Source organism: Paenibacillus sp. FSL R7-0333, from assembly GCF_038000365.1.
GTDB classification, from domain to species: Bacteria; Bacillota; Bacilli; order Paenibacillales; family Paenibacillaceae; genus Paenibacillus_AQ; species Paenibacillus_AQ silagei.
In genome coordinates this window covers 7062135-7075046 of record NZ_JBBOBZ010000001.1, presented here as the reverse complement: position 1 = coordinate 7075046, position 12912 = coordinate 7062135, and the positions used below count along the sequence as shown (strand labels likewise).

12 protein-coding genes are annotated in these 12912 nt (G+C 54.7%); 10 read left to right on the top strand and 2 right to left on the bottom strand.

The window, feature by feature from the left end:
- Positions 1 to 315: 315 nt before the first annotated feature.
- From MKY86_RS30315 to MKY86_RS30305, 3 genes are all read left to right on the top strand, one after another.
- Positions 316 to 636 (top strand): LytTR family DNA-binding domain-containing protein, encoded by a 321-nt coding sequence (locus MKY86_RS30315; RefSeq protein ID WP_340827677.1) that lies wholly within the window; start codon positions 316 to 318, stop codon positions 634 to 636.
- A 16-nt stretch (positions 637 to 652) separates the two neighbouring features.
- The gene (locus MKY86_RS30310) at positions 653 to 1087 is read left to right on the top strand and encodes a DUF3021 family protein (RefSeq protein ID WP_076081409.1); all 435 of its coding nucleotides are present in this window, start codon (positions 653 to 655) and stop codon (positions 1085 to 1087) included.
- A 139-nt stretch (positions 1088 to 1226) separates the two neighbouring features.
- Positions 1227 to 2462, top strand: coding sequence for an alpha/beta hydrolase family protein (locus MKY86_RS30305; RefSeq protein ID WP_340827676.1), 1236 nt, complete (start codon positions 1227 to 1229; stop codon positions 2460 to 2462).
- Positions 2463 to 2479: 17 nt separating this feature from the next.
- Here the strand turns inward: MKY86_RS30305 and MKY86_RS30300 are convergent, their stop codons facing one another.
- A complete protein-coding gene (locus tag MKY86_RS30300; protein WP_076081413.1) occupies positions 2480 to 3307 on the bottom strand; it encodes a GNAT family N-acetyltransferase in 828 nt (275 codons plus the stop codon).
- A 96-nt stretch (positions 3308 to 3403) separates the two neighbouring features.
- Positions 3404 to 4507, bottom strand: coding sequence for a GIY-YIG nuclease family protein (locus MKY86_RS30295; protein WP_076081415.1), 1104 nt, complete (start codon positions 4505 to 4507; stop codon positions 3404 to 3406).
- A 205-nt stretch (positions 4508 to 4712) separates the two neighbouring features.
- Between MKY86_RS30295 and MKY86_RS30290 the strand changes: the two genes are divergently transcribed.
- The 7 genes from MKY86_RS30290 (at position 4713) to MKY86_RS30260 (ending at position 12709) form a co-directional block, all read left to right on the top strand.
- Entirely contained in the window at positions 4713 to 5552 is an 840-nt protein-coding gene (locus tag MKY86_RS30290) for a MerR family transcriptional regulator (RefSeq protein WP_076081417.1), read from the top strand.
- A gap of 121 nt (positions 5553 to 5673) precedes the next feature.
- Complete coding sequence (locus tag MKY86_RS30285) at positions 5674 to 7665, top strand: FAD-dependent oxidoreductase (RefSeq protein WP_076081419.1); 1992 nt, start codon at positions 5674 to 5676, stop codon at positions 7663 to 7665.
- Positions 7666 to 7741: 76 nt separating this feature from the next.
- Positions 7742 to 8287 (top strand): hypothetical protein, encoded by a 546-nt coding sequence (locus MKY86_RS30280; RefSeq protein WP_076081421.1) that lies wholly within the window; start codon positions 7742 to 7744, stop codon positions 8285 to 8287.
- Positions 8288 to 8446: 159 nt separating this feature from the next.
- Complete coding sequence (locus tag MKY86_RS30275) at positions 8447 to 9868, top strand: hypothetical protein (protein ID WP_076081423.1); 1422 nt, start codon at positions 8447 to 8449, stop codon at positions 9866 to 9868.
- Between the two features lie 313 nt (positions 9869 to 10181).
- Entirely contained in the window at positions 10182 to 10463 is a 282-nt protein-coding gene (locus MKY86_RS30270; protein WP_076081425.1) for a hypothetical protein, read from the top strand.
- Positions 10464 to 10625: 162 nt separating this feature from the next.
- A complete protein-coding gene (locus tag MKY86_RS30265; RefSeq protein WP_083685441.1) occupies positions 10626 to 11474 on the top strand; it encodes an EcsC family protein in 849 nt (282 codons plus the stop codon).
- A gap of 47 nt (positions 11475 to 11521) precedes the next feature.
- Entirely contained in the window at positions 11522 to 12709 is a 1188-nt protein-coding gene (locus MKY86_RS30260) for a nitric oxide synthase oxygenase (RefSeq protein ID WP_076081430.1), read from the top strand.
- The last annotated feature ends 203 nt before the right edge of the window (positions 12710 to 12912 follow it).

Genomic DNA, 12912 nt, shown 5'->3' with positions numbered 1-12912 from the left:
TTTATTTTCGTTTGTATATATTGATAAGGGCCCAAATTTATCAAAGATAAAGATTGTACTCCATGAATTTATATAATGTGTTACTTTAGTACCATGCAAAAATACCCGAATTTCCAGTCCTTGCTTGGTGGCGGTTCCCGTATCATGTACATTAATTAGGCAACAGATCTTCAAATCTGAATTAACGCAGGTGATCCTATCAAAATTTCCATCGAGCATATCAGCAGGGAGCAGCAAGAGGAAATCATCATCAGATGCTATGAAGCAAACGAAGAGATCAGTGAGATTGTACATAAGCTTAAGGCAGAGACCCTTGTGCTCCTGGGAGTCCAGGAAGAGCGGGTCAGCCGCATCAAGCTCAGTGACGTCTATTATTTCGAAGCCGTGGACGGCAAAGTGTTTGTCTACAGCGAGAACCAGGTGCATGAAGTGAAGCAGAAGCTGTATGAGCTGGAGGAGCTGTGCCGGGACAAGAACTGTTTTCGCGCCTCCAAATCCACGATTCTGAATATCGCCAAGATCGAAAGTGTGCGTCCGTCCCTCAGCGGCAGGTTCACAGCACTGCTTGATAATGGGGAACGTGTAGTCATTTCAAGACAGTATGTGCCCGTACTGAAACAAAGACTTGGATTTTAAAGGAGGGGATCACAGTATGAAGCGTTCTGAGGTTGTCAAAGATATCATCCGCGATTTTCTGGTTATCTTCGCATCCATCATCATAATCATTACGGTGCTGCGGCAGATTTTTATGCCGGAACTCGCCTTTGATCTGATATCCATCTATACGATTATGGGCTTCTCCCTGCTTGGAGCATTGACAGGCTTGATGTTGTACGCTCCTGACGAGGTGAGCGAGCAGGCGATGCGTGTTAGAATCGTGATTCATTTTCTCCTGCTGGAGCTTCTGTTAATTACCCTTGCCAGCCTGATTGGAGCTGTGGCCAGTGTGTCCGCTGCACTTCTGTTTGCCCTGCAAATCGCTGTAGTCTATGCCATTGTCCGTCTGCTGTCCTATGAGAAGGATAAGAAGGAGGCGGAGCAGATTAATGAGAGACTGAAGGCGGTGAAGCAGGAAGTCCGCGAGTAATCTTGGAGTTAATTTCCCACTTAATGGTGATTTTGTGCATCTTATTGCCCTGTAGCTACAGCTTACCGTAAATGGGTATACACCCTTTTCGCAGTTTTTTATGATGAGATCATCACCTGACGCGAAAAGGAGAATCCCTATGCACAGCCGCATTAAGCTCATAAGCTGGATTAGAATCACCCTGTTTATCATATTCGTTATTCTTATATTGTCCCCCGTTATTGATTGGAGCTTCAGCTTGGTATTACTGGCGGCATTGCTGTTTGTTTTTGCGCTGAAAGGCTCGGTTAATCTGATCCGTAAGAAGGCGGCCGTGAGACCGTCCAGACGTTCAACCCGTGTGTGGAAAAGGCTGCTAACCGCTGTGGCGCTGCTAATCTCACTTATCCCGCCTATTCTATTCCCGCAGTACCGTGCACCTGAAGTAACAGGGGAATATGAGGTCAGAACGGCAGTATACACCTATACGGACCCTGACCGGATGGAGGGATTTACAGATACGGGGGAGCGCCGGAGGGTGAACGTGAAATTCTGGTATCCGCACTATGCCGGGGGTACCTATCCGCTGGTGGTCTTTTCTCATGGTGCTTATGGGGTTAGAGAGAGCAACACGTCAACCTTCACGGAGCTGGCCAGCCACGGCTATGTTGTGGTATCCATCGATCATCCCTACCATTCTTTTTATACACAAGGCATGGACGGGAAGGTCACTATGGTTAATGCAGAATATATGCGGGAGGTTAACGATTCCAACAAAGACGGAGTGTACACCGTGGAAGAGCTGTATGGCCTTACGCGTAAATGGATGAAGCTGCGGACCGGGGATATGAATCTGGTAATCGATAAGATCCTGGAGAAAGCCGCCAGTAACGAGGACCCCGTCTACCAACGGATAGATACGGAGCACATTGGCGTAATCGGCCACTCCATGGGGGGTGCGGCAAGCGTCGCGCTCGGCCGGGAGCGCAGCGATGTGGATGCAGTCGTCAATCTGGATGCCCCGTTCTTCACCGAGCTGGTGTATGACCGGAAGATGAATGATCTGGCGGCCAAAGATGAGCCTTACCGCGTACCGCTGCTGAACATATACACGGACGATGTGTGGAGACAGCTCGGGAAGAACTCGGCTTACGCAGCGAATAACACTGGCAATCCGAACTTCAAGGATGCGTATACCGTTCATTTTGAGGGAGCCAAGCACTTAAGCCTGACCGATCTGCCGCTGTTCTCCCCGATCCTTGCGAATATGCTGCAGCGCGGGCAGGCGGATATCGATAAGTATTACTGTATTGAGACCATGAACAGGCTAATTCTTGAATTCTATGACTATACGTTAAAAGGCATCGGCCAGTTTGCGCCGCAGGCGGTGTATTAAAGGGGATGCAGCGACGGCTATAAGGTGATTCCGGGAAACGCAGTTTTATGCTCCACCCTAGTGAAGCCCAAGGACCGGTACAGCGCAACTGCGCAGGTGTTCAGCTCCCAGACTTCGAGTCTGGCCAGATTCATCCCATTTGCCAAGAAATAATCAAATATATAATTCATGATCACCTTGGCGATTCCTGTTCCCCGGGCTTCGGGCATAACATACAGCGTTTCAATATAACCGCAGCCATCTGCCGCCCAAAAGGTACAGCCTCCCAGCAGCCTGCCGTCCCGCCCAAACGAAAGATTGCGGAAATGGGGATGTCTGCCTTGCTCCGCAAGTGTGTCCAGATTGAGCGGGGTGATAAATATGGTATCGTACCGCTCTTTGTAGACTATCCGTCTGTCCTCTGAATGAAGGTCCTCCGGCTGCACGGTTATCTCTTCCGGCAGGTTGTAAGTGAAGCCTTCGGCAATAGAGGCCTCCATAATAATGCTGTAATCCGCTTCGAACTGGGTCCCTATGTAAAAGTCACGCTGCTTCTGGTCTGCTTGGAATTCGCCGTAGATTCTGGCGGTTAAGTCCGGCCGTAATGCCCGCAGCTCTCTCGCCCGGATCAGCACTTGGTTAAACAGCTCCCGGCTAACTTCCTGCTGCACAATTTCATCCGAATGCTCAGCGGGGTCAACGCTAATATAGATCAGATACGGGGTGTCCGGTGTCTGGTGATGATTAATCGCCGGATAGGTATAGGCACTGCCCAGGTAATCTCCTTGTTCACCCAAAGCAATGAAGATATTCTCTCTGCTGTTCCCATACTGGTCTGCTTCCGGATGAATAATCTGTATGTTCATCATTGTCCTCCTGTATTGAATGAATCGTCAACGGTCATACAAATTATGACATAGTTCATCAGGAGGCTGATGGTAGAGTTTCTCTTTAATCAATTGCTACATATCCAAGACTGAAGACTGAACCAGTTCCGCTATCCCTTCCTCTAACCCCGTCACACCCTCATCCCCCAGCCACTCCGGCGGGACGAGCAGATAATGGCTGGAGCTGCTCTTCAGGTAGCTGTAGATGATCTGTGCCTCGTCGATCTTGTGGCGGCTCATCTCATCCGTAACGGCGGTCTGGCTGCTGCTGCGGAAGACCTCCCGGGCGGATGCTGCGATCATCCCGGTGAGCTGCCCCTCGTTCAGCGCGTCTCTGGCCAGCAGGGTGCGGTAGAGGATCACGCTGCCCTTGATGAGGATCAGCTTATGGGACTGTTCGTCCACCGGCTCAAGCACAATAATATTCTTGTTCGCTCCGGTGAATTCAATCACCTGCTCCTTCTGCAGCAGCGAGTGGACCGCCCCCAGATAATCGCGGAATTTGGCGGCGGTCTCGAAGTCGAACCGCAGCGCAGCATCCTCCATCCGGGCTTCCAGTCCGGTTATAATTACGCTGTCTCTGCCTTCCAGTAAGCAAATAATCTCGTCTATAACGGCTTCATACTGTGCCACAGCTGCCTCCCCGCCTCCGCACATGCCGATGCATAAGCCCAGCGAATGGTTCAGGCAGCGTGAGTTGCGGGAATGGGGGCTGCTGCACAGAATGCGCTGTGATTCTTTGATGCCCAGCACCGCTCTCTCGACAGTACTCCGGCTGGTATAAGGGCCATAGACAAGGCCGCCCGCCTCTGTACTTGGCTCGTAGCCGATCTCAATCTGCCGGTAAGGTGCTTTGTCTACGATGGAAATGTAGCTGTAGGCGAGTGGATTTTTCATTTTGCGGTTATACATCGGCTTGATCTCTTTGATCAGCTGGCATTCCAGCATGAAGGCCTCCAGCTCCGTGTCGGTCAGCCGGTAGTCCAGATCACGGATATGCTTAACCAGCTGCTTCACCTTGTGAGAATGTCCCTTATTATTATAAAAATAAGACTGGACCCGCTTCCTCAGCTGCTTCGCCTTGCCGACATAAATCACATGGCCCAGGCCGTCCTTCATCAGGTATACGCCAGGCGTCAAGGGCAGGCCGGCGACCTTGTCTATTAGCTGTGCGGGCATGGCAGCCGCCTCCGTTCGTGAGTTTCTTCCGTATCCTTCAAGTATAGACCATGCCACCGCCACCTGCGACAGGAAAAGCTCCGCTCAGTGCTCAGACAGAAGCGGTGTGACATAACCCACAATGTCTTCTGGTCAAACACTCTATCATTAACGACATGAACGACAGGCATGAGCGTATGCGATCAAGTAAGCTGGGGGGCTGCTGATGAAGTATTCGATCGGTGAATTTGCATCCATTCTTGGAGTGACGGCAGATACACTGCGCTTATATGAGAAACATGATATTGTCCGGCCGATGAAGGATCAGCATAATAACTACAGGTATTTCAATGATTTGGATGCGCGGAATCTATTGACGAGCAGATGGTACCGGAGCATGCAGATTCCGCTTCAGGATGTAGCCGGATTGATTAAGGACGCGCCGTGTGAGCAAGTGATGGAGTCGATTGCTGCCGCGGGTATGCAGCTGGAGGAGGAGATCCGGCGCAGCAGGCTGCTGCTCGGCAAGATTCAGGAGATTCAGGCGGAGCTGGCGCAGGTCAGCGCATCTCTATATACGTGCAAGATGAAGCAGGTGCCGGGCATGTATCGGATTCAGCAGACGGACAAGAATCATTTGCTGCAAAAGGAGGATCTCAAAGACACCGTTCAGGCGTGGATGGAGCTGCTGCCGTTCACCTTCTATTCCTTCCGGGTGGAGAATAAGGCAGGCGAATGTGCCTGCGGATTAGGGGATCTGGAGTATAGCTGGGGACTTGGCCTGCTTGCAGAGGATCAGGTGAAGCTTGGCGTTAACTTGAACGACAGCGTGGAGGTTCTGGAGCCGGCGACCTGCATCTCTGCCGTCATTGTCAGCGGCCACGAGGATTACCTGGAGCGGGGAGCCTTCGGGTTCATGCTAGAGTATGTGCAGGCACGGAATTATAAGATTAGCGGAGATATCAGCGGTAAAATTCTGTTCACCGAGCGCACAGGTAACGGCAGCAAAACGTATCTGGAGATTAATATTCCGGTAGAACCGGAGGAAGCGTTCACCCTACTTTGAGAAAAGTTTCACATATTGTTCATTGACCTTGGTACTGTACTAAGGTTTACACTGTGTGCGGTAGTCAGCAGTCCTATTAGAGAGAAACGGGGCTGCATTAACCACACAGGGGGAGAAATTGATGCGTAAGCAAGCAACAAAACTAGTGTTCCTAATCACCGTATGTCTGGTATTGGTCCTGTCGCTACTAAGCGGCTGCAGCGGTAACAATTCCGCCGCACCGGCAGCTTCAGAGCAGCCGTCCGCTTCGCCGCAGGCGTCACAGCCAGCGGATACAAGTGCTGTACCGGCAGACTTCAAAGCGGGAACCTATAAAGCAGAGGCTGAAGGCAAGGATGGCAAGATTCAGGTTGAGGTGACGCTTGACGATCATTCGGTCATTACCGGAATCAATGTGGTCAGCCAGAACGAGACCGCCGGAATCGGGGTAGAGGCGATCAACAAGGTCAAGGAGGAGATTCTATCCGGCCAGACCCTGAATATTGATGCCGTCAGCGGTGCGTCCGAGTCCAGCAAGGCGATTCTGACCGCTGTGGAGGATGCGCTTAAGCAGGCGGGCGGCAATGTGGAGGCTTTTAAAACAAAGGCTGTAGTGAAATCGGGAGAAGGCAAGACCGAGCAGCTGTCCGCAGATGTGGTCGTGGTTGGTGCAGGTGCGTCCGGTGTGTCGGCAGCGGTATCGGCAGCTGATAAGGGCGCGAAGGTAATCCTTATCGAGAAAACAGCGACGATCGGCGGCGCGAGCAACCTGTCCTGGGCGGGCAAATTCTACAACTCCTCGGCCGCGCTAAGCAGCGGGCTGAAAGTAGAAGTCGAGAAGGAGATTGCCGACTGGATCGTGAACAATCACTGGCGTGTGGATGCGGCGGCGATCCGCCAATACGTTACGAAGTCGGGTGAGACCTATGACTGGCTGACCGGCAAGGGCTACACCACCACCTTCCTGAACTTCGCCGGGGAACAGCTCCATATGCTGCCTCCTTATGAGACCCGCCAGGAGCTGCTGCGCAAGATGCTTGCAGCATCCGTAGAGAAGGGCGGCGGACAGGTGATCACGGAGGCCACTGCACAGAAGCTGATGACTGGCGCTAATGGAGAGGTGACCGGAGTCGTTGCCAAGAAGTCTGACGGAACAACGCTGGAGATTGCAGGGGCAAGCGTTGTAATGGCTACCGGCGGGTATGCCGGGAATAAAGAGATGGTTAAGGAAGCCTTTGGCTTCGAAGGCGTCAATGGCGGGCTTGGGCAGAACATCGGTGAAGGGCTGAAGATGTCCTGGGAGATCGGCGCGAAGGTGCCGGATAACTTCGGCGGGCAGATGCTGCACCAGACGCTGGCCAGAGCTACAGACAAGCTGAAGACGCAGTATGAGCCGTTTAAAGCCAGCTATCCGATGATGCTGTCTTACCTGCCAACCCTGATGAATGTCGGCCCTTCGGGCGCGAGATTCAGAGATGAGTCGGCGACGCTTACAGCGGTTGCGGCAGCGAATACCAGTGCTTTTAACGGAGCGTATCATCTGGTGATTGTCTCGCAGGCGCAGCTGGATGCCCTTAAGGCCAAGGGGATGAAGGGGGTTCAGGCACCTAAGCTTCCGGGCATGCCGCCGGAATTCTATGCCTCCTATACAGACAAGTTCACGCTGGAGCAGCCATGGAAGGATGCCGATAAAGTCTTCGAATCCATGGTAGCGAACGGCGACGGCTTCAAGGGCAATACAATTGAGGAGCTGGCGAAGAATGCAGGGATGGACCCTGAAGTATTTGCCGCTGAGTTCAAGCTCTATGAGGAAGCAGCGAAGACGGGCACCGATACGGAGTTCGGCAAGGCGAAGGAATATCTGGTTCCTATGGGCAGCAGCGGGCCGTATTACGCCGTTATTGCCGAGATCAACAACCTCTGTTCAGTAGGCGGTCTGCTGGTCAATACCAAGTTCCAGGTACTGAATGATAAGCGTCTGCCGGTCAAAGGGCTGTACGCCGTGGGCGTGGAGTCCGAAGGGGTGTTATTTAATGATACCTATGTAGGCAACGGCGTTGGACTGGGCTACTCCTTCACCTCCGGGCGGCTTGGCGGCGAGGATGCGGCAACGGGCGCATTGGCTAAGGAATAGCCCTTTATAAGTAATTTTCCTCTTTTTGCCGATAAAGAGTTGTCCTGAACTTTACGCGCGAGAAGAGGAGCGTCCGATGTATATTCCCATATCACGAATCAACGCCGCTTCGCTGACCCGCTCACCGCAACAGGCGGACCATACTTCTGCCGGTTCATCTTCGCTCAGCTTCCCGGAGATGATGGCAGCTGTGGGAGCGGCAATTGAGGATCAGGCACGCAGAATCAAGGCAAGGTACAGTCTGTCCGTCCGCATTATGGCGGTAGCCAAAGAGGGCAGCAAGGGGGAGAAGACCGGCTCAGGAGACCGGAGTGATCAGCGGGAGCTTATAATCGCTCCAAATATTCTGCAGCAGATGAGCAAAGATCCTGTGATGCAGCGTAAGGTGTATGGCTATCTTGACGAGTATGTGCGCGAGCCGCACTCCTCACCCGGCCATAGTCTGATCGTTCACAGGGACGGAACCTCCTCCCTTCTTCCTGCCGCCCCCAGACCAGCAGCCGTACAGGAGATTACCCATCTACATACCGGGCAACCGGAAATCGCGGGCAGCTTATACGATCAGGACAGACTGAAGCAGCTTGCGTTCCTCCGGGCCAGAAGAGCAGGCAGGCACCGGTAACAGAGTGTAATCCGCAAATAAGATCCCTGAATCCATGTTGTGGAGGCGGGGGTCTTTTTGTGAGGTTCTGCGCGTCCCTGAGGCGAACAATGGCCTATCCTCCTGCATAGCATATAGCACCTGCTTGCTATTTGTAAGTGGAAAGGGGGCGCATGGCTAATGGGTATCCAGCTTACTGCGATTCATTGGGTGTATCTGGTGTTTATTGTGTTCATTCTGGCGCTGCTGATCAAGCGGCGTGATACAACCATGATCTGTGTGACCGGGATTCTGGCGCTCGGGCTGCTGGCAACGGCGACGCTCAGCGGGTCGGTGTCGGGGATCTTTAACTCTTTTGTCTATGCGACTAAGGAGCTGCTCGGCACCATCATGATTATCTCCATTATCGTGGCGATGAGCCGGATTCTGATTATAACAGGCATCAACGAGACGATGGTATCGCCGCTCACCCGGTTCCTGCGCACACCGGCGATGGCCTACTGGGGAATCGGACTGATTATGATGATAACCTCGTTTTTCTTCTGGCCGTCCCCTGCGGTAGCGCTGGTCGGGGCCGTTCTGCTGCCGGTGGCGGTCCGGGTCGGGCTGCCTGCGCTGGGCGCAGCGGTGGCCATGAACCTGTTCGGGCACGGGATCGCCCTCTCCGGCGATTATATTATTCAAGGCGCTCCGAAGCTGACGGCGGATGCCGCCGGTCTTCCGGTGTCGAGCGTGATGGAGGCCAGTATTCCGCTGGTGATCGTAATGGGGGTAGTGACCACGGTGAGTGCTTTCTGGATGATGAAGCGAGACCAGAAGAACGGCACCTGGAGAGAAGGCTTGGTCGCTTCCCCGGGAGCAGCAGAGCCGTCGGCTGATGCGGGGACGGATGATGACCAGCCAGTGCTCATGAGTGACCGTCTGCGCAAAGGGCTGGCGATCGCCATTCCGCTGCTCTTCCTGCTGGATGTGATCGGCATGTTCGTGCTTCACCTGCAAGGCGGCGATGCTACCGCGCTGGTCGGGGGAACCGCCGTGCTGATCCTGATTGTCATTACCCTGCTGGCCCATCGCGGCCAGGGGCAGGGCCTGGAGAAGATAACCGCTTATCTTATTGAAGGCTTCACCTTCGGCTTCAAGGTCTTTGGGCCGGTCATCCCGATTGCCGCCTTCTTCTATCTGGGTGATGCCGCCTTCACCGAGCTGTTCGGCAAGGTGCTGCCGGACGGCTCGCACGGCATCGTGAACGACCTGGGCGTGGCCCTGGCGAATCACGTGCCGCTGAACGGGGCGGTGGGAGCCGTAACGCTGACGGTGATCGGCGCGATCACCGGCCTCGACGGCTCCGGGTTCTCCGGCATCTCGCTGGCCGGCTCGATTGCCGGGCTGTTCGCCGCCGCGATCCACTCCGGCGCGGCGACGCTGACCGCCCTTGGGCAGGTGGCCGCCATCTGGGTCGGCGGCGGCACCCTGATCCCGTGGGCGCTCATTCCCGCCGCTGCGATCTGCGGCGTCAGCCCGTTCGAGCTGGCCCGGCGCAATCTGAAGCCGGTCCTGCTGGGCCTTATGGCAATGACCATTGTCGCCATGTTCCTGGTGTAGGCACCGCTTAAGGTACCATACCCTCCACCCGCCCGGGCGCATACGGACCCCAGCGCCGTTATTTCCAGAAATCAGCCTGTTTTCGAACCCATGCGGACTCCAGAGCCTTTATTGCTCCCATTTGGCCCAATTCGGCCTTGCTTATGGAGGGATAAGGTCTCTCCAGTCCGCATGGAGCGAAAGGCCACGGTTTTGAGAGTAATAACGTCCGTACGGTCCGCATGTGAACCCCGCGCCTACAATCCGCATAAGATTTCCTTCCCTAATCCATCCTACAGAAGAACGGACATTGTGATGGAGGGGGAAATATAATATGAAGCATTACGAATCTAGTCTGCGCACCAACAGCACGGTGGATCAGGCGCACGATGCGGTGACGAAGCTGCATAACGCTGTAACCCAGGCTGTGAGCCATCCGACCGGGCAGATGATGGAGCAGGCAGAGAACAGCCTGGAGCACGCTGAGGAAGCCGTGCGCCATGCCCCGGAAGGTTCGGTCGGGAAACAAGGGGTAGGGCTGGTCCAAGAGAGGCTGGAGGAAGAGAAGCGCAGATTGTCTTCGCTGGATGGGCAGGTTGTCGAGTCCCGGGATTAGAGCCTGAAACAGGCTATGTTGAACAGGCATTCCCGGAGTTGATCCGGGGTGCCTGTTTGCTTTTAATGGTACCCGAGGGGCAATGGGGGGAGCTTGTGCAATCATTTGCCGGGAAATAGGTTATAAGGTAATGACGAGACCATTCAGAGGAGGTACATATCTATGCCGGAAGCGGATAACACTGATTCATGGAGTCCTCCGGAGACACCGGAGATGCTGTATGCCGCGCTTAAGGAGATTACTAAGTGGGAGAAAGAGCAGAATAGGCTGATGATCTGGGACCGGATTACCCGGTTGCCCTTCAAGCTGCTGGATGCAATCACGCCAAAGGTTATCCACGAGAAGGTAGGCCGGCTGCTTGATGAATTGGGCGGCTACATCCAGAACGGCGGCAACTATCTGGTGGCCGGGCGCAAGGTGGGCAAGCTCATGGAAGAGACAAGCCGGGCGGCGGGCGCTCCCTCTACCGGGCCTTACCCGCTGGCTGTCATGGATGCAGTGGCACTGAAGCTCGCGGAGCGGAGCCGGAATACGGCTACGGCTCAGGGGGCGACCACGGGCTTCGGCGGAATTTTCACACTGGCTGCCGATATTCCGGCTGTTCTGGGCCTCTCCTTGAAGGCGATTCAGGAGATCGGGTTGTGTTATGGCTACGATCCGACCGATAAGGCCGAGCGGATCTTCACCGTGAAGGTGATGCAGTTCGCCTCCTCCGATGTAGTGGGGAAGCGGACGCTGCTGAAGGAGCTGAATCTGCAGGCAGGCGGGGACGGCAACATTCTCGCCGCGACTCAGGAGACTGTCTCCAGGATTCAGGGCTGGAAGGAGGTAGTGACTGTATACCGCGACAATTGGGGCTGGAAAAAGCTGCTCCAGACCGTTCCGGTTGCAGGCATGTTCTTCGGCGCATACCTCAACCGGAAGACGCTGGAGGAGGTCACAGAGGCTGCGCGGATGCTCTACCGCAAAAGACGGATTATCTCCAGGCTGGCAGAGCTGGAGCAGAGATGATACGCTGAGGGCACTGTAGCAGGGCACGCATGGATAGGAGAGAGAAGATGAAACACACAGTTCCACAGCATAGCACTCAGGAGTTGATCCGGCAGGCGGAGTCCTTCATTACGGTCTGCTATCAGGAGCTGGGGTTAACAGAGGTTGAACGGGACCTTCGTCTGGCGGATATATTCGAAGAGGTGCAGCGCACAGGTACATACAGGCATACGGCAGAAGAGCTGGCGCACGGGGCAAGGATGGCCTGGCGCCATAACAGCCGCTGCATCGGAAGATTGTTCTGGCATTCTCTAGATGTGATTGACGCCCGCAGAGCAGAGACTGTCGCGGAGGTCGCGGAGGCGCTGCTGCATCATATGGAGCATGCGAATAACGGCGGCCGTATCCGGCCAGTCATTACCGTCTTCCGTAGTGAAGAGGAGCAAGGCCGTGCCATCCGGATCTGGAATCATCAGCTCATCCGCTATGCCGGTTATCCCGGGGACGGGGAGCATCCGCGTGCCGGTGATCCGGCCTCGGATGAATTCACCGCCGTCTGCCTTAAGCTGGGCTGGCAGGGCACGGGCGGGGATTTCGACATTCTGCCGCTCGTGATCAGCATCGGCCGGGAGGAGCCCCGTTACTTCCCAATCCCCCCAGGACTTGTACAGGAGGTGCCGCTCAGCCACCCGGAGCTCCCGCAGTTCACGGAGCTGGGCCTGCGCTGGTACTCCGTTCCGATTGTCTCGGACATGTGTCTGGAGATCGGCGGCATCCGTTACCCGGCAGCGCCATTCAACGGCTGGTACATGGAGACGGAGATCGGCTCGCGGAATTTCGGCGATACGGACCGCTACAACCGTCTGCCTGCGGTAGCTGACCTGCTAGGCCTGGACCGCTCCACGAATACCTCGCTGTGGAAGGACCGGGCACTGCTGGAACTGAACCGTGCCGTCCTCCATTCCTTCAAGCAGGCCGGGGTCAGTATTGTGGATCATCATACAGCGGCAGACCAGTTCGTCCGCTTCCAGGAACAGGAGCAGCAGCAGGGTCGGGAAGTGTCAGGCAAGTGGGGCTGGCTGATTCCGCCGATGTCGCCTTCCTCTACACCGATCTGGAATGACAACAAGCTGCGCGATTTGCAGCTAAGCCCGCGCTTCGTCTACCGAAAGAAGGAGGCTGATTCTCAGCAGCATGGCGCTGAGCCTGCAGAAGTGAAGGGCTGCCCTTTTCATCAGTCCATGAAGAGTGATTGATCAATAGCTGCCGGGTTTGCGCATCCTGAGGTGAAGGTGAGCACCTTCCTGGCTAATTCGATGCTGTGCAATATGGCGCTTACGCTGAACATGCCGGAATTGAAGCCGAAGCGCAAGTAACATATGAGCCAATCTGCACAAGATAGAAATAGTCATGTTACCCTTTCTGTGATACTATTTATTTCTATATCCAATGAGGAAGT